At 63.6% G+C, this 23,430-nt stretch carries 23 protein-coding genes; 13 read left to right on the top strand and 10 right to left on the bottom strand.

The window, feature by feature from the left end; genetic code table 11:
* Positions 1-58 precede the first annotated feature (58 nt).
* The 5 genes from Q0X61_RS04525 to Q0X61_RS04545 form a co-directional block, all read right to left on the bottom strand.
* Positions 59-448 carry a hypothetical protein gene (locus tag Q0X61_RS04525; RefSeq protein WP_297740797.1) on the bottom strand — a complete coding sequence of 130 codons (390 nt, stop codon included), beginning with the start codon at positions 446-448 and terminating at the stop codon, positions 59-61.
* A 76-nt stretch (positions 449-524) separates the two neighbouring features.
* Entirely contained in the window at positions 525-1,253 is a 729-nt protein-coding gene (locus Q0X61_RS04530; RefSeq protein WP_297740799.1) for a hypothetical protein, read from the bottom strand.
* Between the two features lie 119 nt (positions 1,254-1,372).
* Complete coding sequence (locus Q0X61_RS04535; protein ID WP_297740801.1) at positions 1,373-2,059, bottom strand: hypothetical protein; 687 nt, start codon at positions 2,057-2,059, stop codon at positions 1,373-1,375.
* A 134-nt stretch (positions 2,060-2,193) separates the two neighbouring features.
* Positions 2,194-2,901: a DUF2637 domain-containing protein gene (locus Q0X61_RS04540; RefSeq protein ID WP_297740803.1), complete on the bottom strand. Its 708-nt coding sequence runs from the start codon at positions 2,899-2,901 to the stop codon at positions 2,194-2,196.
* Positions 2,898-3,905 (bottom strand): hypothetical protein, encoded by a 1,008-nt coding sequence (locus Q0X61_RS04545; RefSeq protein WP_297740805.1) that lies wholly within the window; start codon positions 3,903-3,905, stop codon positions 2,898-2,900. Before Q0X61_RS04545 ends, Q0X61_RS04540 begins: the two co-directional genes overlap by 4 nt.
* Before the next feature lie 749 nt (positions 3,906-4,654).
* Between Q0X61_RS04545 and Q0X61_RS04550 the strand changes: the two genes are divergently transcribed.
* The gene (locus Q0X61_RS04550; RefSeq protein WP_297740807.1) at positions 4,655-6,355 is read left to right on the top strand and encodes a hypothetical protein; all 1,701 of its coding nucleotides are present in this window, start codon (positions 4,655-4,657) and stop codon (positions 6,353-6,355) included.
* On the opposite strand, the gene Q0X61_RS04555 is transcribed toward Q0X61_RS04550, so the two are convergent.
* On the bottom strand, positions 6,330-6,677 hold the full coding sequence (locus tag Q0X61_RS04555; RefSeq protein ID WP_297740809.1) for a hypothetical protein: 348 nt from the start codon (positions 6,675-6,677) through the stop codon (positions 6,330-6,332). The genes Q0X61_RS04550 and Q0X61_RS04555 overlap by 26 nt on opposite strands.
* On the bottom strand, positions 6,677-7,393 hold the full coding sequence (locus tag Q0X61_RS04560) for a hypothetical protein (protein ID WP_297740810.1): 717 nt from the start codon (positions 7,391-7,393) through the stop codon (positions 6,677-6,679). The genes Q0X61_RS04555 and Q0X61_RS04560 overlap by 1 nt, the downstream gene beginning before the upstream one ends.
* A gap of 512 nt (positions 7,394-7,905) precedes the next feature.
* Here Q0X61_RS04560 and Q0X61_RS04565 point away from each other — a divergent pair.
* From Q0X61_RS04565 to Q0X61_RS04580, 4 genes are all read left to right on the top strand, one after another.
* Entirely contained in the window at positions 7,906-10,755 is a 2,850-nt protein-coding gene (locus Q0X61_RS04565) for a hypothetical protein (protein WP_297740811.1), read from the top strand.
* A 109-nt stretch (positions 10,756-10,864) separates the two neighbouring features.
* Positions 10,865-11,473, top strand: a complete 609-nt coding sequence (locus Q0X61_RS04570) for a hypothetical protein (protein WP_297740812.1) — start codon at positions 10,865-10,867, stop codon at positions 11,471-11,473.
* 27 nt (positions 11,474-11,500) lie between these two features.
* Entirely contained in the window at positions 11,501-12,145 is a 645-nt protein-coding gene (locus Q0X61_RS04575) for a hypothetical protein (RefSeq protein WP_297740813.1), read from the top strand.
* A gap of 20 nt (positions 12,146-12,165) precedes the next feature.
* Positions 12,166-12,573 (top strand): hypothetical protein, encoded by a 408-nt coding sequence (locus Q0X61_RS04580; protein ID WP_297740814.1) that lies wholly within the window; start codon positions 12,166-12,168, stop codon positions 12,571-12,573.
* Here the strand turns inward: Q0X61_RS04580 and Q0X61_RS04585 are convergent.
* Positions 12,570-13,280, bottom strand: coding sequence for a hypothetical protein (locus tag Q0X61_RS04585; protein ID WP_297740815.1), 711 nt, complete (start codon positions 13,278-13,280; stop codon positions 12,570-12,572). The genes Q0X61_RS04580 and Q0X61_RS04585 overlap by 4 nt on opposite strands.
* 115 nt (positions 13,281-13,395) lie before the next feature.
* On the opposite strand from Q0X61_RS04585, the gene Q0X61_RS04590 reads away from it, so the two are divergent.
* The 7 genes from Q0X61_RS04590 to Q0X61_RS04615 are packed head-to-tail and all read left to right on the top strand — an operon-like array spanning position 13,396 to position 19,519.
* Positions 13,396-13,794, top strand: coding sequence for a hypothetical protein (locus Q0X61_RS04590; protein WP_297740816.1), 399 nt, complete (start codon positions 13,396-13,398; stop codon positions 13,792-13,794).
* A 56-nt stretch (positions 13,795-13,850) separates the two neighbouring features.
* Positions 13,851-15,167, top strand: a complete 1,317-nt coding sequence (locus Q0X61_RS04595; protein WP_297740817.1) for a DUF3440 domain-containing protein — start codon at positions 13,851-13,853, stop codon at positions 15,165-15,167.
* A gap of 13 nt (positions 15,168-15,180) precedes the next feature.
* The gene (locus Q0X61_RS04600) at positions 15,181-15,699 is read left to right on the top strand and encodes a ParB/RepB/Spo0J family partition protein (RefSeq protein ID WP_297740818.1); all 519 of its coding nucleotides are present in this window, start codon (positions 15,181-15,183) and stop codon (positions 15,697-15,699) included.
* Between the two features lie 3 nt (positions 15,700-15,702).
* Positions 15,703-16,818 carry a hypothetical protein gene (locus Q0X61_RS04605; protein ID WP_297740819.1) on the top strand — a complete coding sequence of 372 codons (1,116 nt, stop codon included), beginning with the start codon at positions 15,703-15,705 and terminating at the stop codon, positions 16,816-16,818.
* Positions 16,784-18,055, top strand: a complete 1,272-nt coding sequence (locus Q0X61_RS04610; protein WP_297740820.1) for a DEAD/DEAH box helicase — start codon at positions 16,784-16,786, stop codon at positions 18,053-18,055. Before Q0X61_RS04605 ends, Q0X61_RS04610 begins: the two co-directional genes overlap by 35 nt.
* A 39-nt stretch (positions 18,056-18,094) precedes the next feature.
* Positions 18,095-18,301, top strand: coding sequence for a helix-turn-helix transcriptional regulator (locus Q0X61_RS13360; RefSeq protein WP_367270706.1), 207 nt, complete (start codon positions 18,095-18,097; stop codon positions 18,299-18,301).
* Positions 18,302-18,310: 9 nt separating this feature from the next.
* Positions 18,311-19,519, top strand: coding sequence for a site-specific integrase (locus tag Q0X61_RS04615; protein WP_297740821.1), 1,209 nt, complete (start codon positions 18,311-18,313; stop codon positions 19,517-19,519).
* Between the two features lie 275 nt (positions 19,520-19,794).
* Here Q0X61_RS04615 and Q0X61_RS04620 read toward each other — a convergent pair whose 3' ends face one another.
* Positions 19,795-21,408, bottom strand: a complete 1,614-nt coding sequence (locus Q0X61_RS04620) for a polysaccharide deacetylase family protein (protein WP_297740823.1) — start codon at positions 21,406-21,408, stop codon at positions 19,795-19,797.
* Between the two features lie 154 nt (positions 21,409-21,562).
* On the opposite strand from Q0X61_RS04620, the gene Q0X61_RS04625 reads away from it, so the two are divergent.
* Complete coding sequence (locus Q0X61_RS04625) at positions 21,563-22,168, top strand: bifunctional 4-hydroxy-2-oxoglutarate aldolase/2-dehydro-3-deoxy-phosphogluconate aldolase (RefSeq protein ID WP_297740825.1); 606 nt, start codon at positions 21,563-21,565, stop codon at positions 22,166-22,168.
* An 11-nt stretch (positions 22,169-22,179) separates the two neighbouring features.
* Here the strand turns inward: Q0X61_RS04625 and Q0X61_RS04630 are convergent, their stop codons facing one another.
* Positions 22,180-23,253, bottom strand: coding sequence for a hypothetical protein (locus tag Q0X61_RS04630; RefSeq protein ID WP_297740827.1), 1,074 nt, complete (start codon positions 23,251-23,253; stop codon positions 22,180-22,182).
* Positions 23,254-23,430 lie beyond the last annotated feature (177 nt).

Genomic DNA, 23,430 nt, shown 5'->3' on the forward strand with positions numbered 1-23,430 from the left:
TACGACACCACCCCGAGCAGTGCCAGATGCCCGGGGTGGTGGTGCGGTTGTGGGTCGGTCAGTAGACAGCAGCCATGGCAGACAGCATGGTGTACGGGGTCACCTCGGCGCGCATGGTCCAGTGCAGGAGGATGCGATGCTCAGCGGTGTAGGGTTCGATGTTCGCGTCCACGTCCACGACATCGCACCACCAACTAGCCGCTAACGCCGCCAGCTCATGTAGTGCGCTCTCCTCGACCTGCTCCCGTACTTGGTAGTGGCGGCAGGAGATGAGGCCGACGTAATCCGCAACATTGGCGGCAGCCTCGCGTGCCGGAGACCACACCAGCAGCTCGACCTCATCTGGGCCATGGGAGGCGGCGGCGATTACTCCGGTCAGCTCGGTGGCATTGGCGGCGGCCTGACGGATGGCGTACGGGTTGTTGAGTCGCTGGCCTTGGTCGTCCATAGGTATGACGCTTACTCTGTATAACTTGTTCATGACTACTGAGGTGTCGGACGGGGTGCGATTTGTCCGGGCAGACTCAGGCAGTGACAGCGACGCGGTAGTTGCGGTGCTTAAGTGGGGCGTCCTCGGGGCCACGGACATGGGCAGGCACGGTGATGGTGCGGCGCAGCGAGCGACCGGGGCCGTATGCCTGCTGCCGGGTATGCTCACGCACGACATAGCGGCAGGTGATGTGGCGACCGGTGGGTTCGGAGCGTTCGGGGGTGGGCTTGGGTACCGGGCGGCTGAGCGACACAAACCAGCCGCGCCCCTTGACCTTGTTGCCCTTGCCCTTCTTTGCGGACTTCTTGCCCCGACTGCCGGGCATCCGCTTGCGCTCGGCCTCCTCGCGCAAGACCTTGTGCATGGCGGCGATGAACCGAGCCGCGTCAGCCACACCGGGCTCACCGTTAAAGGACACGATGGAGTCGTCCTCCACACGGAAAGCATCGGCCTGCGTGGTGAACGTGCCCTCGCGTCGGTTGATGAGCAGATGAGCCTTCTGTCCCCGCTCAGGGTTGTACCACGACGTTCCCCACGCCTCGTAGCCGTTGATGTGGACAGGGCGCGCGAAGCGGGCGATGCCGCTCTCGGTAACGGTCTTCCGCATCTCCATCTCATTCACGGTGGGCATGAGTTCTTGGATGCGGTCCAGCGTCTCGGACGTGAGCCAGAAGCCATCAAGTCCCGGGTGGGCGTCGAAGCCGTTGCGCTCCACGAAGTTGTTGAAGGTCTGACGGAAGTTGTTGAGGATGTTGACGGACATGATTTTCCCTTTCGGTACTTGACCCAGCCCTGTGCCGGGTCATACCTCTACAGGTTCGGTCTCACCCAGCTGCCGGGATTTTGTTGCTGCACAACAACCTCTGACCAGCAGCCGCAACCTCAAACGCTCCGGTGCTTGTTGCTGGACAACAGCTCATCCAGCAGGTCGAGGGATTCCCGGGCCGCGTCCCGCACTCGCTCGGACCCGTCACCCAGCAGCCAATCGAGGATGTCGCGTTCGGTGCTCTGCTCGGCCACCGTTAACCGCGTCACCTCGTCGTTGGATTGCGCCAGCGTACGTATAGCCTCGGTAGGTAGCTCCGGGGTACGCAGGGCAGCCGCGCGGGTTACTCGGGGCGCACGGTCAGCGGCCATGGCAGCGACCACCACGGGGCTACACCGCTTGACTACTGCGACCCGCTCCTCGACAGTGCCGGATGTGGCGATGTCTTCGGTCGACGCCAGCCCGAGATGCCACAGTTGGTTCAGGGCAGCCGCGCGAGTCCCCGGTAGCCCGGACTGCTCACAGGCGCGGAGGGTATCGGCATTGGCGCGCGGGTTACTGGCAACGCTCAACATCAGCCATGAATCACCCCGACGCTCGGCTTCCTCGTAGATGTCCGCGAGCACGTCCGCGTTATCACTGGTGCGGGCAAGGGCGACGAGTTTGTCGTGGCTCATGTCGTGATACGCAGGCCCCGCAGTGGTCAGCAGCTCAGCCTCAAATCGGACAGCAGGGTCTGGGTCAGCTAGCCCCGTACGCACATCAACATCGCCTCGACGCAAGGCCGCGATTCGCTCGTCCACGTCCGCCCTCATATAGGCATTGGGCGCACTCACACCGGCTGCACGCATTCGAGCGGCACGTCGGCGTTGACTCCGGGCTGCACTACTACAGCAGGTGCAGGTACACGGACGGTTCGGTCCACACATGGCATCTCCTATGCGGCGGCTTGTTGGCGATTGAGTACACGGGTCACGGTGCTGGGCGAGCAGGCCATGCCCTCGTCGGCAAGCAGACGGGCGACCTCGCGGCTGCTATGTCCTGCCTCGGTCAACTCGACAATGCGCGCGTCCCGGTCGGCACTGGTGGCCACACTGCGTAGCTTCGGCGGCTGCTTCGGGGCCGCGTGCTCCTGCTGCTCGGGGCGGACTCTCTTGCGCTCATCATCAGGGCGGACATCTTCGGGCGACTTGGCAACCCGGCGACGCTGTTTGGGCATCGGTGCACTGACGGCCACGCTAATGACTGCCTCGACACCCACGAGCACCGCGAGCGGCAACGATGCAGCAAGCGCGACACTCACCCACAGCGCCGGTGTAGTTGGTGCAGAACCGGCGGCGAGTGCGTGCACGACCTGCGCGGCCACACTCAGCCCCGTAAACCCGAGCAGTGCGCACCACATGAGCCGTGCGGGTTGCTGGCGGCTGCGCATGACTGCGGCGGCGACCGAGTACGCAACCAGTGCGCCATCAACGACTACCGGGGTGAGCCATGCAACGCCTCGAGGGACACCAGCCCAGCGCGCCAACTCGACCAGCTGGGGTGCACCAGCGGCAAACGCAAACAGGGCAAGCAGCGCCAAACCGATGAGTGCGGAGCGGCCAACAACGGGCAGGTCAATGGGTGTACGTGCGGTGCGGTTCATGCTGCGTCCTCCTTGGCGGTGGGTCGGCGTTTGCGGTTCACCCAGTCGCGGCCAGATTCTGCGGCCTCGATTGCTGCACTGGGTACGGAGCCATCGGGTGACCGGGGCATCAATGGTGAGTCGCATAGCTCTACAGCGTCGGTAGTGGTCAGTGCCTGCACGACGGCGGGGGCGACGGCTTCACGGCGACGGCGTACCTTGGCGGGGTCATCGTCGGGGGCAACGGGTGCGTGCTCGACCCACATACTCACCAGCCACGACAACCAACGAGCCTGTGCGTTGTTGTGTCGTTTGTCCACGCGGCGCAGTAGGGTGCGCTCCACTTCTGCGGCGTGCTCGGGGTACTGATGCATCAGCCGTAGCATCGCCTCGAACCATCCGGGCAACGCAGCCGCTGCATCGGGGGCAGGAGGTACTGCTGCACGGATTGCGCGCACCTGTTCCAGTGACTCGGTGCGACGACGCGCGGCCTCGGCTTGCTCGTGGGCCAGTTCGCGGCGTGCCTCTGCTGCTCCTGACTCAGTGGCTACCCGGTCGAGCCACTCCGCCAGCTGCGCAACATCGGGGTGCGGGTAACCCCATTCGGTCAGCAGTGCGCGTGCGGCTTTGCGTGCGTTGGTGCTCAGGATTGTGGGGTGCGGCACCAGTGCCTGCTCGATTGCAGCGAGCCACGCCGTCGCCCCGAGTGCGTCCCATGCCGGGTGTGATGCGCTGCGTACGAGGTCACCCGCCAAGTTGCTGCGGCCCTCGACCAGTGCGTCCACGGTGTCCCACAGGTCAGGTGTCCATTCGAGGCGCGCATAAATACGGGACAGTTTCCATACTGGTGCGTTGCCACGGCCCCGCGACTGGCGCACCAACCACCGCCGCTCGACTGCTTGACGCGACGCAGGTTGTGCAGCAAAGGCCGACCCCATCAGTGCGGACAGCTTCGGTATGCCCATCTGCAACGACCGCCATGTGCCGCCTTCGTGGTCGAGCATCAAGGTGCCGATGATTGCCACGAGTCGCCGGGCAGCAGGTGTGCCTCGGTTGCCGCGTGCTACCGGGCTGATGACGTGGGCGACAGTGCGGCGAGCAGTGGCCAGACGGGTACGTGCGCCTGCCGAATCAGGGCGGACACTTGGGGCCGAATCACCACCCCCGGGCGCGGCGGCGGGACCGAGAGAGACCGAAGCCTCACATCGACGCCAGATGCTAGGCCACGCAGCACTGAGGGCAGCCCGGTGCTCGGGTAGCTCACGACTCAGGATTCGGTAGGCATGTGTCCGGTCGATGCCTTGTGCGATAGCGGCGGTGGCTACGCTCATGGCACACGCAAACCACGGGCGGTCGTCTACCAAGTCTCGTAGTTGTTGCATAGGTCGCTCTCCATACACTGACGAAGGCGTAGTCCTTCGTCATGGTGTAGAGGGGACGAACCGCAGCAAATGGCGGCGAGCATGGGGGCAGGTCACCGCAGTGGGGGTGCGGTACGCCAGGGCGCTATGTCGTACGTACGCGAGCACACAGGACACCAGACACGAACCACACAGCCGTACGTAGGCCATGATTCGGGGCGCGTCCGGGGCGACCGACGCCTGCGCTCGCTGTTGCTCGCTCGGCCTCGGCATTCGTTGCGTCCGAGGTGGCGCGGCGTGTCTCGATTCGGGGGTCTGTGTGTTCCCTATGAGGCCCCGCAAAGCTAGCAGGGGGTGCTAAGGATGTGTGCTAAGAGTGTGCTACACTATCTATAGCACAGGAGGGCAGATACATGCAGCAGTCAACATCGACCGGACGCCATCGAGTCTGGGGCAAGCGTCAGGCAACCATCCAAAACGCAGTGCTGGAGGTTCAGCGCCAACGCCTGCTTTCCATGAACGCCGACGAACTGTTCGATGAGGTCGCGTACACCGAGGTGGTGACCGAGGAAGAGCAGGCCGCATGGATGCAGCGCTGGGAGTCCATGAGCGACCCCGAACGCGAGCGCTGGCACCATGATTTCGTCCGTGCACGCGCCGAGCAGTGGGAGCGTCAAGAAGAAGACCTGGGGCTGATTAGCAAGGAGCTGCGCAAGGAGCTGCGCAAGGACGACGATGCCCGCGTCGAAAAATGGCGCAAGCTCCTGAAATCCGTACCCAAAGAAGAACGCGAGAGCTACCGCCCCAGTGTGCCGTTTGTGCTCGCACCCGATGACCTGCCCCCGTCTGGCGAGAAGTACGAGCGAGTACTCGTTGCCTTCGACCCCGAGACCCAGCGCGTGGCCGACGAGTACTGGCGCCAGTACCGGGAGAACACCGACCCGGAGCAGCTCGCCGCAGAGGACGCCTACTTCGACCGCTGGATGCAGTTGAGCGATGAGGAACGCGCGTCTGAGCTTGCCGTACAGTGGCAAGAGTGGAACGAGCACACCAAGCACGAACTCGCCGCCAACCCGAACTATTTTGAGGACCAGCGCAAACTGCCCGTCGTAGAGGACGTGCCCGAGGAGGTCAGGAAGCGCTGGGAAGAACAGGCCCGGCTCACCCTGACGCTTGAGGCAATCGATGACCTCATCGACTTCGAGTTTGCGCTGGAGGAGGTGAACTACACCCGAGCACAGGGACGACGCACGCGCCTGCAAATCGAGGAGGCACTGGTGCAGAAGCTCCTCGGTATTGAGTTCGGTACCGGACTCGGCAAAGAACGCGCCAACCGTCGCATTGAGGATGAAGCGCTGGCCCGTATCCACTGGCGCGGCCTCGACACGGACGCACGCGACCTTGCCGACGAACAACACACGCAGCGGTTTGCGCAAATCATGGCACTGGAGGCCGAGCGCGGGGACACTTTGTACGAGGCCATCGTGAACATGTGCCGAAGCAAGAACAAGGACAAGCGCAACAGAGAACTGGAAGCGGAAGCGGACGAGTCCTATGTCATGATTTCCCTGTCCGAGGAAATCTGGAAGAAGGGCACCAAGGCGCTCGACGAAGGCGTGGCCCACTGGATGAAAGCCGCCAAGCATGCACTCTATAACAAGTCGCTGCTCCCCGAAAAAGACCGCGTCGGGTTCGGCGGCATTACTACGGATGAGCGCGAGAAGGCACACAAGCCCGATGCCGAGAACGTGGTGCTACGGACTGCGCTTACCGAGTCCGCAAGCGTTGAGGAATGGGACACCGATGGCATAACCGCCGAGGAGGTCGCGCTCGGGGAGAATGGCGCGCAAAAATATCGAGAGGCATACGCGCACATTGAGGATTGGGTAGCCGAGGTTCATGGCGAGTACGAGGCCATGGTGTGGAGCAGGCGCGTACTGGAAGGCAAATCCGTGATGGACGTCGTGCGCGAGCTGGAGGCCACGGAAGGCGCACCAAAGTGGAAGAAGGATAAGGTCGGCAAGGTCGTCGCCACCGTAACCGCGCAAGTCAAGGAGAACATCGAAGAGATTCTCAAACCCCTGGGCTTCACCAAGGAAACCCTGTTCGCCTAATCAGTACCTCGGCTATCTCGGACAACGCGCCCGGATACAAGACGCGGCTAGTGTCGATGTATTCGTCCATGAGTGCGTCCCAGCGTGCCAACCCGGACACAATCAGTGCACGCTGGGCCGCCTCGACATCGAACGCATCGGCTGCGCAAGCTCGCGCCAAATCGTCGCCCGCCGCTTTGTGTTCTTGGCCAACCAGTGCCGCACGCAGCGCCCAGATGCACCAGTAACTCGTCAGGTCGGGGTCGTGCACAAACGCCGCCGCAACCTCACCAACTCGGGGCTGCTCGTGTGCGTACAACATCTGCTCGTAGGTGCTAATCATCACTCGTCCTCCATGGGTACAGCGCGTAGTTCGAGTTCCAGCTCCAGTAGCCCCGTGACCTCCTCGGGTTCGCACTCTTCGGTGTCGGTCGCCACCCGCGCGATGGTCGGCAGAATCGAGGGGTCAGCAAGTCGTCCACGTTCGCGCGCAATCCAGCACACAATCCGAAGCGCCGCGTGCCATTGACCGATGACTGACCGCTCGCGTTCGGGGTCTTGGGTGGCCGCAGCAATCCGCAGCGCACAAAAACAGTCGAGCAGTGTTGCGTTGGTTGCGAGTGTGGCAAGTACGGTCGTAACCCCATCGACGGCGGGCGGCAAGCTACTGAGCATCGGCGTGGTGTCCGGGTCAAGGTCGTCGTTGATTTCCGCGCCCCAGTCGCTGCGTTCGAGGCCGAGGCGTTGTGTGCCAGCCCAGACACCCCAGCCGCCGTCGCCGTCGTCGGGTGGGTTGCCGTGTACATAGCCCGGGAAACTCACGCTCACACCCGGGCGCTCGACATGTGCAGCAAGCCCGACACCGTGCAACATAATGCCCGCCAGTCGTGCCCAGCGTGCGGGTTCACGGCGCATCAGGTCTTGCATGATGCAGGCCGCGCGATGAACGGCAAGCGGAGACATCAACGGGTCGTTTAGTCCGTGCATGAGTGTGTGTACTGCATCCTCGGCGGTGCGCGGAGAAGCCACGCAAACAGTGGTCATCGGTGTGGTCGTCATGCCTCTACAGTGTCGGTCGAAACCCGTGTGATGCCGCAACAAATCCCGGTTCTGAATCACACGGGATAGCCCAAGGATGGCGGCGGCCCCGTTCGCCCGCCCAAACCCAGTACGAGTGCCCAGCGGAAAACGCGGAAGATGGACGGCAGCGTAGATGTTTGGCGCAGCGGCGGGCATTGACGCGGCGGCCTCGGTTGTTGCTGATGCTCGGACACTGACGCGGCCCCGGTGATTGCTCGGGCGTACGGATAATGGCGCGGCGGGCAGCGGTGGTGGTGACATACGGACGACTACGCGACGGGCGGTTGTTGTTGACCGTGTACAGACAGTGACGTGGCGGTTGTCGTTGTGTGTGCACGCTATGGGGAGCGGGGATGCGGCAGCGGCCCCGCGACCTTTATTTATGCGTGCGCGCGGGTCTCGCTATCGCTCGTGTTTGCTATCGCCGCACACCCGGGGCAAGCTTGACACCGGGGAACGGACACCGAATACGCACAGTATTGAGGTCCGGTATGTACACAACTCTTAAGCGCGCGGTCGTGGCCATCGTTGCCGCCATCGTCGCCCTCGCCATCAGTTTGCCGCTCGCACTCGCCAACGTTCTGGGTGGAGATACGGGCGCGCCCCAGTTCGCAGGTGTGAGCCACGACACCGCAGGCCATGACCTTGGCAGTTTTGTGGTTGACGGTAAGCGCGTCTACTGCATTGACTCATCGGGGCGCGGGGGTGTGCCGTTCATCGCTTTGCCCGAACATCTGACGGCCCCAAACGCACGGGTAGCACGCACCGACGCCGAACACATCGCCGCGTATCTGTTAGCTCGGTATGGCAACTCGACCGACGCCGCCACTGCCGCATCCGTGCACAAAATCGTGTCTGTCGATGCTGGCCTCAACTCGCGCGCGGACGAGGTGGCGTGGGCATGGGGCCGCGCCGTCGCTGCACACCCGGAGTTGGCGAAGCGACACGATGCACTCGTGGCCGAAGCGAAGGCGAACATCAAACCAACCCTCACTGTAGACATCAGCAGCGACGGGCACGCCAGCACTACGTTGCGTTCGGCAGCAGGCACGAACCTGAAGCATCCGGTCGTGCTCACCTTGACCGGCCCGGCGCGGTTCGCAAACGGCACCAAGACCGTGACTGTCACCGGCAGCAGTCGTGCCTCGGTCACCTTTACTGGCCCGGGTTCGGTAGGCATCAAGGCGCGCGTCACTGGCCTACCGAGCGACCGAATCATGGTGTACCCATCTCCGCGCGAGGGTGTGCAGCGGACAGTCGCAGCAGGTGCAGCCATGAACCTGAGCGCCTCCGACCCCGGCATCGAGCGCCCATGGACTCCGAGGATTACCACGAAGGCCAACATTTCGGGCAAGGCGGGGGCGACCGTCTCCGATACCGTGCGCATCACTGGCGGCAAACCGGGGGCAACCATCGCCGTACGCTCGCGGCTATACGGGCCACTGGATGCACAACCCAAGCGCAGCAACAACGCCCCAGCGAACACTCCACTGTTGGCCGACGAGCAGCTACGGGTCAAGCTCGATAATTCCGGGGCCGCGACCGTGCGCACCAAGGCTGTGGCTGCCGAGCGTGCGGGCTGGTACACCTACGACCTCGACTTCGCAGGCGACGGCAAACACACGGCGTTCGATGCTGGCTATGGCGTGCCTGCCGAGACTGGCCGCATCACACTCTGGACTCCCGAGGCAGCCACACAAGTATCGGACCAGCTCGTCACCGGACCCGATGCACTGACCGACACTGTGGCTGTCTCGGGCGGTAAACCCGGCGCACGATTCACGGGCACGGCGACCCTGTACGGCCCGTTCGACACTGACCCCAGCGAAGACTCCGACCTCGACCTAACCAAGGCGGCGTCGGTGGGCAGTGTGCGGTTTGGGGGCACCTATGACAAGACCGGCAAGGCAACCGTCACTACGCCCCCGGTCAACGTGCGCGAGGCTGGGTTCTACGTGTGGGCGGAGACTATCAACGGCGTGTCCGGGGTCAGTGCGGAGTGGGTACAGCCGCGCGCCATGCCCAGCGAAACCAGTGTCTTGACGCGGCCCAGCATCAGCACGCAGGTGTCCGACCAGCACGCACTGCCGGGGCACACCATCACCGACACTGTGCACCTCGACGGCCTGGTTGCCTCGGTCGGTGGTAAGCCCGTGACCCACACCATGACTGGGCGACTGTATGGGCCGGTTGCGCCAGTCGAGGGGGCGTGTGAAGCCGTCGATTGGTCGGATGCTCCAGCGGTCGAGTTCGCGCCGGTCGAGGTTGAGCCCGGCACTGGGACCATCGAAGGCTACGGCGAGCACACCATCACCGAGCCGGGTTGCTACACCTACGCCGAAACCTTGACTAGCGAGGTAGAAGGCGACGATACCCCCGTCGTGGTTGAGCACGAACCGGGGCAGCCCTCGCAAACCGCCATCGTCACTGAGCCCACGGTGTCTACGACCATTAGCGCCCCCGTTGTGCAGCCGGGCGAACCCGTGACCGACACCGTGACCGTGGCCAACTCCGGAGATACGCCATGGACTATCGAGGCGGAGTTGTGGCAGTACACCGGTGCCGAGTCGTGCGAAGCGCTGACGCACACCGACTGGACGACGGCCATTGACGCGGGCGCAGCATCGGCCATCGAGCGCCAGACCTTGCGCGGTACCGGGGACGCAACGGTCACCACGGCCCCCGTCACCCCGACTGCCCCCGGATGCATCACGTGGCACACCAGCGCGGCATTCGAGGGCAGCAGTAGCGCAGTGGTGAGCGAGTACGGCGAGCCGTCCGAATCCGGTGTCGTCATGCAGCCGGAAATCGTCACCGAGGCCCAGCGCAGCAATGCGTTCGCCGGGGCAGTCGTACATGACAACATCAGGGTAACCGGCACCTACGGGCACCCGGGCACCATCAAGGGCAAGCTGTTGGGGCCGGTTGCGCCAGTCGATGGGGCGTGCGAGGCCGTCGACTGGGCCGATGCACCCGTGGCTGGAGACATCGAGCCTGTGCGTATCACTGGCGACGGCGGCTATGTGAGCAGCAAGATAACCACCACCGCGCCCGGCTGCTATACGTTCACGGAGCAGCTGGTCATGGATAACGGTGTCGTGGTTGACCATGAGCCCGGCATCCCAAGCCAGACCGTGTTGCAGGAGCCACCCGCAGCCGCCGCCGTAGCAGCCGAGACTCCGCCTACGGGTTCGGTGGCCGCGCAGTTGCCGGTCGGGGGCATCAATGCAGGCGAGCCCCTGACATCTGCCCCTCGCTCGTGGCTCATGACGGCGGGCTTGGGTGTCCTGCTGCTCGGGGCGGGGGTAGGCATCGTCGGCCTCATGCGACGGCGTAGCTAGCCACTAAGGCGAGGGCCGGGGCTGCGGTGAAAAGGAGAGTCTGCCCCGACCCTCACCCCTACAGTGTCGGTGCGCCGCCGGGTTTGGTCATCCGTCCCCTCTACTGGGCATGACCACGACATTGAGCCCATTTTTGTACGACGCCGTTAACGAGCACAGACTTACTGCCCCGACCGGCTGGGTGCGCAGCGACATCGAGCGCATCATCCGCAACGCCCTGATACGAGCAGACAACCGGCGCCTAGTCCAGCAACTCAAAGACCACCGCCTCGTGCTATGCGAGATTGGCGAGGGAATCCGGGCGTATTGCGTGGGCGACTACACCGGCGCGTTCAGCGTTCGCCTTGAAACCCAGCCCCTCATGCCGCGAGTCAAGGACAGAATGCGCCGTGCAGTCAGGGCAGACATCCAGACATACAAGGACGCCCGGTTCGCCGCTGACCCCGCGCCTCGCTCGCCCCTGAGTAACACCGTCCTCATCAACGACCGCTCGACCCATGTTGACCACTGCCCGCGAAAGTTCCGGTCGATTCTGTTTGATTTCGAGCAGGAGTACGAAATCCGCGACTGGCGAGCCATGGACGACCCCAACGCCCCGCTCCTGACGATTGAGTGGCCGAAGTATCACCGGTTCCGGGTCGATTGGGACGAAGCCAACCCCGCCGAAACCTCCGGCCTACGACTGCTGACTGCACGGGAAAGCATCCTCGCCGCATAGGTCTGCAATCCATCCCCTCTACTGGGCATGGAGCAGACATTACTAATCGCCACCGCCCAACGTGCCGCCCGTAAAGCCGCACAGGGCCGAGAGTTTATTGACCACAGGGACATCGAGCAGGAAGCCATCGCCGCAGTACTGGCCGCCCCCGACGCCACCCTCGCTGCCGCGTATCAGGTGGCATACCGGGCCGCAGCAAACGCCATCGCCTGCCTGTATGACCACCACGCCCTATCGGCACCGCGCGAGATACGTATTGGGTTTGCCACGATGCAGCAAGCCGTCCGCGAATCTGGGGCCGCAGGGATGAGCGAATCCGAAGCCATCGCCGCCCATGCCACCGAGCGCAACGATTGGCGCGGATTGACTGCCGAGACATACGCGCGGCTGGCGGGCCAGACCGTGGACGCCTTCGACACTACTGACCCCGCCACCGCCGAGTCCGAGGCCGAACGCGCCGTTGAGGTTATGGCCGCTCAGCAGACACTCCGGGCTGCATACAAGGAACTGGGCGAGGTCGAGCGGGAGGTGCTGCTGTTCTGCCTCGATGCCATGCGCCACAGCGACAAACTCCCTAGCTTGCGCACCATCGCGGCCCAGCTCGGCATCAGCAAACACGCCGCAGACAAAGCCATCAAAACAATCCGCAGAATCCTCGGACAGTTGGCCTAGCGTCCGACACCTCACGGGGCATGAACGAAAACGACATCGAATTGCTCTGGGCCACACTGCCAGCCGAGCACGAGACCATGGCCGAGTTCTACCTCGACGCCTTCGAGCTAGCCGAGGCATTGGCTGCATCCGACCCCAACACCGAGTCTGAGCGCGTCCGGGAAATCCGCGCCGCCTACAACGCCCGGTGTGCGGAATGGGTGCAGCGTCCCGGCTCCCCGCTTGGTCTGCTCTGGCCCATCACCGAAGCCATGGACAACTGCGCCGTGGTCAATCCGGTAATGCACGAGCGATACAGCAGCGCCCTGACCAACGCATCACTACTGACCGACGACCTGCTCGCCCTGATGATTGAGGCAGACAAGGTGACGGGTGCCGAGGATATCCGAGCCGCAGCCGAACATGCCCTCGGTTTGCGCTGGGTCTAAACCGTCCACTCGACGCGCCACCGACCATCGGGGAGGCGGATGATGTCGTGCGGGCGGTCGGCCTTGCGCCACAACCGCTGCACCGAGGCCAGCATATGTGCCCTGTCGCCGGTGCCCTCCATGAACACCCCCGTCAGCACCACCCGCTCGTCTGCTCGGTGGGGTGGCACGACATACCCAATGCCCGTCATGGTGCCCTTGGACTCGATAATGGCGCTCAGGATTTCACCGATGCGCGGGGCCGACCTCACCGCCACCCGCGACAGATTCTGGGCCGGAATCAGGTTGCTCACCACCTGCGCAGACTTCGCATCGAGCCCCTCGAACCCCATAGCCCCGTCGCGCTCGGTGGTTATCCATGGCTCGAGCGCCGCGATGAGTGCAGGCTGGGTAGTGAACCCACGACGCACATTCGCCCCGAGTCTCGACCGCTCCCTGGTGTCAAGGGCGCCCGACGCTTTGGCCGCTTCCCACTGCTCAGACATCCACCGCCTGAGCGTGATTCTCCGCTGTTGTGTAGCAACAGACTGCCGGCGCATCTCGCCTGCTCGCCACCTCAAGGCCGACACCGTAAGCCCGGTCGCCGCAGACATCGAAGCCCACGAATGCCCGGCCTCGCGTAGCTGCTTGACTAGGGCATTTGTCCACTGGCGGGCGTATTCCTCTTCTTCGAGGGCGCGGCGTAATGAGTCCGGGGTGAGTGCCATGTCCCGAGGCTACAGCGCTGTTGCTGCCCAACAGAACAGGCACGCCGAACCGCCACCAACACTGTAGAGGCATGACCGAGCACAGGGCTGGGTCAACGAACATAAGGAGACAGTCATGTCGAACCACGAATGCACCAAGCGCATCCCCATCCGTCCCGAGAACAAGGCCCGTATCAATGCGGCCCTTTGCCTGAACTCGAAGCGCTTCATGTACGTAATGAACTACGACAACATCATGGACGCCATCACCAAGGCTGAGGAGGTCTTGCTGCTGGCCTACCGACGCAAGGAGCTGCGGGGCACGCGCATCATCCTCGCCCCTACGAACTACAGCAGGGGGAAAGGTATCCACGCGACGCTGGAGCACACGACCACGGGCTGGACTCTCACCCGCACGCTCTACTGCTGGATGGACGACAAGTGGACTTCATGGGTGTATCTCCCCGATGGCGACGCACGACTCGCACCGTGGCTCTATAGCAAGGGCTCGCATCTCCTCGGAGCCATGTCCTGATGGGTGCCGCGAACTTCAGCATTCCATCCCCTCTACACAGTAAGGAGGACGAGACAATGGACACCATGAACCCCAGCTACACAGTGCTAGACGCAGCCCGCGACCGTATCCGTCGAATCTTCGAGGACTTCGACAACATCATCGTGGCATTCAGCGGCGGCAAAGACTCGGGCGTGATGCTCAACCTCGTGTACGAGCACATCCGTAACCACGCCCCCGAGCGCCGCGTCACTGTGTTTCACATGGACTACGAGGGCCAGTACACGGCCACCACCGAGTACGTCGACCGTATCTATGCCGAGCTGCCCGAGTTTGCCGACCCGTTGCGCATCTGCCTGCCGTTTGCCGCGAGTACGTCCGTGAGCATGACGCAGACCTACTGGCAGCCATGGAACCCCGACGAACAGGACATCTGGGTGCGCCCGATGCCCGACCATGCCGGGGTCAACAACGCAGACAATGTGCCCGAGGATTTCCCCGAGTACGAGGCGGTCGAGGACTACAAGCTACAGGCGCGCATCGGTCGCTGGCTCCACCAGAAGAGCGGGGCGAAGCGGACGGCGGTACTCGTTGGTATCCGCGAAGAGGAATCCCTGCACCGGTACGCCGCCATCAACCGCGAGGACAAGGACGCGATGCATGACGGCCTGCGCTGGACAAGCAAAATCTTCGCGGATGTGTACAACGCCTACCCCATCCACGACTGGCTCGTCTCTGATGTCTGGACTGCCAACGCGCGGTTCGGCTGGGACTATAACAAGCTCTACGACTTATTCCACATGGCCGGATTGAAGCCCAGCCAAATGCGCGTCGCCTCGCCGTTCCTGAGTGCGGGCCTCGAAAACCTCAAGCTGTACCGCGTAGTCGAGCCCGAGATGTGGGCAAAACTTGTCGGCAGGGTCAACGGCGCAAACTTCGGGGCCATCTACGGCGGCACCTCAGCAATGGGGGCTAAGTCGGTCAAGCTGCCCCCGGGTCATACGTGGCACAGCTATGCCGAGTTCCTGCTCTCGACGCTCCCCAAGGCCACCCGCGACGGTTACCTCAAGAAGATGGCGACCAGCATTAAGTACTGGACGGAGAAGGGCGGCGCAGTCAAGGCCGAAACCGCCGAAGAACTGCGCAAACTCGGCCTCGACATCCAGTTCAGCGAGCCCACCCGCAGCTACAACACCCCGCATGAGGTAGCGCTGTTTGCGGAGTACCCCGACGACCTCGACGTCTCGGACTTCGCCGCCGTGCCCACATGGAAGCGGCTAGTGGTAACGATTCTCAAGAACGACCACGCCTGTAAATACATGGGGTTCGGGCCGACCAAAGACCAGTACGAACGCCGCGCTGCCGCCCTCGAAAAGTACAAAAATCTTCTCTGACAAGGACAACATCATGAGCAACAACAACGCCAGCCCCGTGTACAACGTCCGGGCTGTACCAATCGAGAAAATCCGAGCCAACGCCTACAACCCAAACAGTGTCGCCCCGCCCGAGATGAAGCTGCTAGAGCTGAGCATCTGGGAGGACGGGTACACCATGCCCATCGTCTGCTACTACATCGAAGACGAGGACATCTACGAAATCGTGGACGGGTACCACCGCTTTACCGTGATGCAGACCAGCAAGCGGGTGCGTGACCGCGAGAAGGGCCTGCTGCCGGTGGTGGTTATCGACAAGCCGCTCGAGCACCGCATGGCCTCGACCATCCGCCACAACCGCGCCCGAGGTTCGCACTCCGTCGAGCTGATGAGCAACATTGTGGCCGAGCTGGTCGCGGCGGGCATGAGTGACCGGTGGATTCTTCAGCACATCGGCATGGACGCCGACGAACTCCTGCGCCTCAAGCAGATTACGGGTATCGCGGCTTTGTTCGCAGACTCCGAGTTTTCGAGTGCGGAACAGGAGGACTGAGCCATGAGGGGAACCAAAAAGCAGGTCGACTGGGCGTGGGACATCCGCGCGGGCCTCATTAGCAAGGCAAACGACTACATCAAGGCGGGCGACACCTCCGCGCCATGGGTTGACATCCGGCGTGCCATCAAAAAGTGCGACAGCGCCCGGGTATTTATCGACCGTCGCTACCTTCCGCTTGCGGAGTGGGCGCAGTTCACCACGACGGCCAGCGACACCGTGCACCGTGTCCCCCTGAACGAGTACAAGGAAATGGGCACGGGGCCGTACGCCGGGTGTGAGCTGCAACTGGACGAGGCGCATGTGGTGGAGCGTACGGACACCTACGTCGACTACCGAGGTGAGCGGCTGCAACTGCGTGAGCACAACCTCGACCCGTGGACATGGGTATCCACCGAGGAGGCTCTGCGCGACGAGCCCCGGCGACTGCTGCCGCCCCCGACACCCTCGGAGGACTGGGCAGTGTTTTACGTACCACGCGCGGAGGTGGAGGTGGGGGCAGGCCACAAAGCTGACCGCATCACCCTGACGAACTCCGAGAAGGGCGAGGGGCTGTGGTTCTATGTGAACGAAAAGCTCGTCACCCGTACCCGCATTCGAGGCATGTACCGGGTTGCCCTTTGCAGCTGGGAGTCGTACCGGTTGTATGGTGGCGCGACCCGCAAACTATGGTCTGGCCTCACCGTCTACAAAGACCGCACCAACCGACTAGACGCGCCCGGGCCGTCGCAGGTGGTCACATGGCAGACGCTCACTGTGCACCAATCCCGGCAGGTCAAGCTACGCAATCGCCGGGCCATCATTGTGGACATCCCCGAGAACCACCCGACGTATCCGGGGTGGGCGTTCTTCCACCCGACGAAGCTGTGCGACGGCCACAAGCTACGCACCCATGACCGGTGGGAGTGGCGACTGCTGCCCCCGCGTGACAGTGACGCCGAACCGGTCACCCTCAGCACCGAGGACATGCGCGAGCTGCTGGCGGACTGGGCACCCGAGGCCATTTCTACGACCACCACTACGGGCAATGTCCGCACCACCGAGCCTGTACACCTGCCCGAACTTCAGCGGGTGGAGGTGCTCGATGACCTCGCAGACGACCTCACCATCGCCGCTTGAGCTGACCGAAGTACAGGGGGCCGCGCTTACTCGGTTCGCCCGTATGAAAGTCGGGGCCGCGTTCATGGAGCAGGGCATGGGTAAATCCCGCGTCGCTGTGGAGTTGGCCAACCTCCGCCAGCACCGCATCGACGCCCTGCTCTGGGTCTGCCCGTTCTCGGTTAAGGGCACCATCGAGGCCGAGGCCAAACGCTGGGGGCTGAGGGTGCCGCTGCGTGTCGAGGGGTACGAGACCATCAGCCAATCAGACGGTACCTACCTTGAGCTGCTGGATTGGGTGCAGGCCCGCCGCGTCATGGTGGTGGCGGACGAATCTAGCTTCATCAAGAACTGGAACAGCAAACGCACCGAGCGCATGGGCAACATCCGCAAACACTGCCCGTACGCGCTCGCCCTCAACGGCACGCCCCTGAGCCGCGATTTGTGGGACATCAAAACGCAGATGGACTGGCTCGACCCGCGCATTATCGGCATGAACAGCCGCCAGTATCGGAGCCGGTATTTCGTGCGGCATGAGTCAGGCAGGCCCGGCACCGACACCTTCCGCGTCTGGTACGAGGACTACGACGACAACATCGGACACTTGCGCTCCTTGATTGCCCCGTACGTGGTCGAGGGACGGCTCGGGTTCGACCTCGGCATCTCGGAGCTGCACTACGACCTGAGCATGGGCGATGAGGCACACACAAGCTACACCGGCACACGGGACAAGTTTTTCGAGCAGCACTACGACCTCGAGCACGCCCCCGAACTGGACATCTACCGCCTGCTCGGGGATTTGGGCCGTGTTGTTGCCCTCGACCCCAAGCGACACCGACAGATTGCCTCGAACGTATCGGGGCGGTGTCTCGTGTTCTGTCAGTATTTGGCTGAGCTGGAGGGCATACGCGGCCACCTGTCCGGCGAGTGCTTGGTGATGACCGGAGATACACCCGAGGCCGACCGGGACGCCATACTCGAACGCTTCCGCACCAGCGACCTACCGCTGCTCATGACCTATGGCGTTGGGTCGTTCGGCCTCAATCTTCAGGCAGCATGTGTGGCTCATCTGGCATCCGAGGGGTTCGATTACGGGCGCACTGAACAGGCCCGTTCGCGTATCCGACGGCTCGGGCAGACGCAGCCGATTACGTATGTGCACTACAGCAGCGGTACCGGCATCGAGGACTTGGTGAAGGCGAACCTGAGCCGCAAGGACGCGCTGGCCGGGCTCGTACGTAAACATTTCACGCTCTGACCTCGGACAGTTTGGGCCTCGTCCGACACCTCACGGGGCATGTTGGACATCTACACCCCCGAACGGCTCGCAGACCTGCTGGGCATCAGTACCAAAACTCTGGCGAACTGGCGAGCAAGCAATCGCGGCCCCCGATACTGCCGACTAGGTGGGCGCGGCTCCGGCGTTGTCTACCGTGCACGCGAGGTGGACGAGTGGCTCGACGCACAGCTCGTGGACACTACGTACTGGGCAGACACTCGGTAGTCTGAGCACATGGCGAGGCAGCGGACAACCCCAACCAAGCATCGGGGTGTCCATAGTTACGCCAACGCTGACGGCAAGACGCGCTACCTTGTCCGGGCCAAAGACATCAATGGCCGCCCGGTGGATAGGGAAGGTTTCGAGCGATTGGCCGATGCTCTCGGGTATCAGGCTCAGGTACGCGAGGCCCGGGCAAGCGGTCGTGGCGTCATCACCCCAGCCAAGGCAAAGGCTACGCGGCTCGACCAGCTCTGGCCGCATTACTGGACACTGCGCCAGTCGACCGTACGCAAAGGCACCGCAACCCAGAACGAGAGACACTGGCGGCTATACATCGAGCCCAAGTTCGGACATCTGCCCCTGAGCCGCCTTACCCCGCGCACCATTCAGCAATGGGTAGCAGACCTGAGCGAGAAGGTCGGCCCGAAAATGGTAATCGCGGCAACCGGCACCCTCCGCGCCCTTCTTGACCTCGGCGTGCGCGACCAACTCATCCCGGCCAACCCGTGCGTCTCGGTCAAGCTCCCCAAGGCCCCCAAACGCAAAGAAGCCCGGCGGTACCTGAGCATTGACGAGGTTGAGGCGGTGGCGCAGTATCTCGATGGCCAGCAGCGGGCGGCGTTCTTGACGATGGTGTTTGTGGGTTTGCGTTGGGGAGAGATGGCGAGTCTGCGGGTACGCGACCTTGACCTTGACCGGGGACGCCTACATGTCAACACATCCGTCTCGTATTTACCTAACGACGCGGGCGGCTGGGAATGGGAGGAGGGCGGCACCAAGACCGGGCAGACCAGAACCTCGGCGTTTCCTGCATCACTGGCACCACTGCTGCGCGAACAGGCGGAAGGCAAACGACCAGACGACCTGCTGTTTCCGAGTGAGAGCGGCGACCACTGGAGGCAACCGGCCAAACGTTCAGGCAACCACCGCACGGCTTGGCTGGAGCGCGCCCTGACTGCTGCTGGGGTCGAGTACCTGAGCCCCAACGAACTGCGGCATACCTGCGCGTCCTTGCTCGTGCAGTCGGGGGCGAACGTCAAAGTTGCCGCCGCCCAGCTCGGACATTCCCCCACGATGCTGTTACAGGTGTACGCCGACCTATACGACTCCGACCTTGACGACATCGCCCGCAAAATGGACGCGGCCTTCCCCCACTTTTCCCCCACTTCAGGTGAGGAAACAGGGGGAATTGAGGGGAATACAGGGGAACAGAACCCCTAGTCAGGCCGCATTTGCCCTAGTCAGCGAGGGCGGATTAGAGCTTCAACTCCTCTCTCGCGCACGGAACTAAACCCCGTCTGACTAGGCAAGATGCCCAACCAGGCGGGGTTTCTTATTGCACTGGTCCCTCCGCTACGACAGCAAACGTCGCACTGGGGGCATCCGGCTGGGTGCTCTCAGCTCCCAGGCATAGCGCGACTGAGCGCACACCAGATGCTAAAAAACGGTCCTGGTAGCCCAAAAATCGCATCTGGAGTGCGCTCAGTCGAGCAACGTCATCCGTCGCAGCCGAATCCTTGCTGTTCGATGCCCGTGCCGCGGCAGTACGCGTGCCCGGTGAAGAAACCGCCGGTGTTGAGCGTCAACTCACTCACGGTGACGAGCTGGACGCCGTCCTCGGTGAGCCGGTGAATGATCTCCTCGGCGGCGGCCACCGTCGAATCGTGAATGTCGTGCATCAAGACGATCGGCTCGGTGAAGGTCTTGCCATCCCTGACCGCGATACCAATCGTGCTCGCCGTGTCGCGGGTTTTCCAATCCTCTGTGTCAACGCTCCACTGCACGATCGCCATGCCATGCGAGGTGATGATTTCGTCGACCATTGTGTTGTGGCTGCCATACGGCGGGCGGAACAGCAGCGGCTCGAACCCGGTGGCCTTCTTCAGCAGCTCGGAGTTACCGGCGACCTCCTCTTCGACGCGTTCGCGCGACTTGGACGCCAGGTTCGGGTGGGTCACGCTGTGGCTGCCAATCTCATGGCCAGCCACAGCCACGTCGAGCGTTGTGCCCGGGTACTGCTCGATGCTGTTGCCCATCTGGAAGAACGTGGCAGCTGCCTTGGCGGCCTGGAACGCCGCCAGCAGCTCGGGGGTCTTGGGCCCGGGGCCGTCGTCGTAGGTCAACGCCACGCAGCGCTCGACGACGCCGTCGAACCCGATGGCCGTGGTGGGGCGCACCGCGCCGCCGGGTGTCGGGGTGGGGAGTGCCTCGCCGGGCTCTGATCCATCCGACGGGCGGTTGGGGGAGCTCGTCACGGCAGGGTGATTCTCCCCGGGCTTGAAGTGCGTGATGGAGATGGAGGCCTCGCCCGAGAATTCCGACGGGGTGAGGCTCGCCGAGCGGGCGATGCGCCCAAAGTCGGACAGCCACGCAGTGGCGTCCACGGTCACTTTCGCGACGGTGTCCGCCACCGCACCGGCGCGGAACGCAACCACCATCGCGCCATCGCCATTGAACGCCATCGCGGGCCCATTGCCGTACGGCGCTGATTTCTCGATGAGCGCGGCATCCGCCTTCGCCGCGTCGAGTCCGGCGGCGGCTGCCGCCTCGTGCACGGCCTTGGCAAACTCGCCCCATTTCGACGCCGAAATCAGCTCTGGCGAGGCGAACGACTGCTTCTTGCGGGCGTCGTACCAGATCATGCAGGGCGCGGCGCTCTGTTCGGAACCGAACGATGCCTGCAACACCATTCCGACGGCATCCCGCGATGCCGCGAGAAGTGCGCCTTTGATCTCCACCTTCTCCTGCGACTCCCACGACGCCTGGCGCAAAATACGGTTGCGCACCACCTCGACGGCCTGCGTCAGGTTGCGTGCCGACGGGAACCGCGGCGTCACCACGTCTTTGCCCTCCGCATCCTTACTCAGCGTCACCTCGACGATGCCCGGCAACAAGGCCGGCGGCACCGTCGTCCAGTCTGTGCTCGCAGCCGTTGGCGAAGGCGACGGGGAACCGCCGGCGGCAGTGGACCCGGGGCTGGGAGCCTTGCCGTCACCGCCCGCGTCTCCGGAACAGGCGGCGAAGCCCAGTACTGTCGCGGCGGACAAGCCTTGGAGTGCGCCGCGGCGGCTTACGGCGAAACGATGGGTGGACGGCAGATGGTTCCTCACGAGCTTGAACGTAACCTCACCTCGTGCCAATACCAAAATTCGGAGGCTTTTCTGAGAGAATTCTCACCCAAATTTTCGACTACGCTCAGCATGGCGGGAAGGTGCGACGAGGTGGTGGCAGCCGCTAGTGACGATTTCGCGGCACAATGGCATCATGACGGTTCCCTCTGGCATCATCACCTGTCTCCCCGACGCCGACTTCGACGACGTGGCGAGCGTCGTCGAAGTGCTCATCCAGGAGCATCTGAACACTTTCGCCGTTCCCTTGAGGCGCCTGGGCGAGCTGCGCTCCATCTTCGGTGCGCGGGCGAACTTCGGCGTGTGGGGCGTCGACGGGGTAGAGGCGCTCAACCAGGCCATCGAGGCCGGCGCACAGTACGTGTTCACCGATGGCGCCGACGAGGACATGGCCGCCGCTGCCCGCGAGCACGCCGTCACGTGGTTCGCCAGCGCACTGACCCCGCTCGAGGTGCACGCGGTGCTGGAACTCGGCGCCACCGGGGCGTTGCTGTGGCCGGCGGAGATCGTCGGGCATGCCATGGCGAAACACCTGGGGCGTTTGGGGCTCGTATCGCGGGTTATTCCGATGGGCGGAGTGGGCGCGTTTGCTGCGGGAGAGTGGCTGGTGCAGGGGGCGCCGGCGGCATGCGTCGACGAGATACTCCTGGGTGATTCCCTTGGTGATGGGGATCTCGGCTTGCTGCGTGACAGGTGCGAGTCGTTCCGGAAGGCCGCATTGCGTGGGGTGAGCGAAGGCTGAGGGTCGCCGCGTCAGGGCGCGGCGCGACGGGGTACCGCCGGTGCGGGCGGGTCTTCGTCGTCGGAGAGCAATCCGTCTTCGCTGAGCAGCGTTGACTCGGTGCGCGCAGTGTCAGCTGCGCGGTCGCGACGTACGCGGGCAGCCACCACGGCAGCGACCACCGCGGTCACACCTCCGACGGCGATCAGTCCGCCTGCAAACCACGCCACCATGCGGCCCACGCCGCCGTCATCGGCGACGGTCGATGGGTCTTCCGTGTTGTTGTTGTCGGGCGCGGCAGGTGTCGCGGATGCTGTGCTGTCGGGCGTCGGAGTTGTCGTTGGGGATGGTGTTTCGTCGGGCGACGGCGATGTCGTGGCGATCTCTTGGCGTTGCACCTTGAGCACGACCGGCGTTTCTGCGGCAGGCACTCCGCCCCCACCCTCGAATTTGAGCGTGAGCTGATGGTCGCCCTCGGCCTCCACCGGAACCTCGTAATGCGTAGTGAAGGTGCCGTTGGCTGCGGTGACGGCGTAGCCCTCCTCCACCTCACCGGCGGGGGAGAACAGCAGGATGCCGGCATCGGCAACCGGGTCGCCCGACGGGCTCACGAGTTCGCCGTTGATCGTCACGAACGAACCGTTCGAGGGTTCAGGAAGGTCTACCTTCGCTATGAGCTGGGTGGTTGGGGGAGAGGAGGGAGCCGTCGACGGGGGTCCCTGCGCATCGCTATCGGCCGACGAAGCGGCGGGGGGCTGGCCGGTTTGCGCAGCGCTCGTGCCGGGTGAGGACAGCGAAAGCGTGGCGGACGCCGTCGCGGCAGGGTTGTTGCCGTGGCCCGAAAAACTCACGGCGATGGTTTGGTTGCCGCTCAGCCCGGGCGGGGCAGGGAACCTCAGATCGAAGATTCCCTGCGTGTTTGGGCGGGCCGTGCCCATGGTTTGGCCGCCCAGCGATACAGAGACCGAGCCTTTGTCGATGGCGTAGCCCTCGGCGTCGATGAGCGTGCCGTAGACGTGGATCGTCTGACCGTCGAAACGGACCCTGGAATCGATCTTCGTCCCGGCTGCATGCGCGGGCGTGCTGAGCAGGCTCAGGCACGCCACGGCGAGCGCGACGAGCCAGGCGGCTGCACGGTTACGAGATCGAAGAATCGGACCGTCTCCTCACGTGTGGATGGCCGTCGGCCAAGAGAGAACCTCACTAACGATAGCGGGGGCTGCCGTAGTTGCAATGCTTGAGATTATCCTGAATAATAGCTGAGAGATTCTTAAGTTTAGGAG

The organism is uncultured Tessaracoccus sp. (assembly GCF_947255005.1).
Classification (GTDB): domain Bacteria; phylum Actinomycetota; class Actinomycetes; order Propionibacteriales; family Propionibacteriaceae; genus Arachnia.

Coding starts and splice junctions, on each gene's coding strand:
- Q0X61_RS04525 (WP_297740797.1), bottom strand. CDS start 448: ATGGACGACCAAGGCCAGCGACTCAACAACCCGTACGCCATCCGTCAG.
- Q0X61_RS04530 (WP_297740799.1), bottom strand. CDS start 1,253: ATGTCCGTCAACATCCTCAACAACTTCCGTCAGACCTTCAACAACTTC.
- Q0X61_RS04540 (WP_297740803.1), bottom strand. CDS start 2,901: ATGAACCGCACCGCACGTACACCCATTGACCTGCCCGTTGTTGGCCGC.
- Q0X61_RS04550 (WP_297740807.1), top strand. CDS start 4,655: ATGCAGCAGTCAACATCGACCGGACGCCATCGAGTCTGGGGCAAGCGT.
- Q0X61_RS04555 (WP_297740809.1), bottom strand. CDS start 6,677: ATGATTAGCACCTACGAGCAGATGTTGTACGCACACGAGCAGCCCCGA.
- Q0X61_RS04560 (WP_297740810.1), bottom strand. CDS start 7,393: ATGACGACCACACCGATGACCACTGTTTGCGTGGCTTCTCCGCGCACC.
- Q0X61_RS04565 (WP_297740811.1), top strand. CDS start 7,906: ATGTACACAACTCTTAAGCGCGCGGTCGTGGCCATCGTTGCCGCCATC.
- Q0X61_RS04570 (WP_297740812.1), top strand. CDS start 10,865: ATGACCACGACATTGAGCCCATTTTTGTACGACGCCGTTAACGAGCAC.
- Q0X61_RS04575 (WP_297740813.1), top strand. CDS start 11,501: ATGGAGCAGACATTACTAATCGCCACCGCCCAACGTGCCGCCCGTAAA.
- Q0X61_RS04580 (WP_297740814.1), top strand. CDS start 12,166: ATGAACGAAAACGACATCGAATTGCTCTGGGCCACACTGCCAGCCGAG.
- Q0X61_RS04585 (WP_297740815.1), bottom strand. CDS start 13,280: ATGGCACTCACCCCGGACTCATTACGCCGCGCCCTCGAAGAAGAGGAA.
- Q0X61_RS04590 (WP_297740816.1), top strand. CDS start 13,396: ATGTCGAACCACGAATGCACCAAGCGCATCCCCATCCGTCCCGAGAAC.
- Q0X61_RS04595 (WP_297740817.1), top strand. CDS start 13,851: ATGGACACCATGAACCCCAGCTACACAGTGCTAGACGCAGCCCGCGAC.
- Q0X61_RS04600 (WP_297740818.1), top strand. CDS start 15,181: ATGAGCAACAACAACGCCAGCCCCGTGTACAACGTCCGGGCTGTACCA.
- Q0X61_RS04605 (WP_297740819.1), top strand. CDS start 15,703: ATGAGGGGAACCAAAAAGCAGGTCGACTGGGCGTGGGACATCCGCGCG.
- Q0X61_RS04610 (WP_297740820.1), top strand. CDS start 16,784: ATGACCTCGCAGACGACCTCACCATCGCCGCTTGAGCTGACCGAAGTA.
- Q0X61_RS13360 (WP_367270706.1), top strand. CDS start 18,095: ATGTTGGACATCTACACCCCCGAACGGCTCGCAGACCTGCTGGGCATC.
- Q0X61_RS04615 (WP_297740821.1), top strand. CDS start 18,311: ATGGCGAGGCAGCGGACAACCCCAACCAAGCATCGGGGTGTCCATAGT.
- Q0X61_RS04625 (WP_297740825.1), top strand. CDS start 21,563: ATGACGGTTCCCTCTGGCATCATCACCTGTCTCCCCGACGCCGACTTC.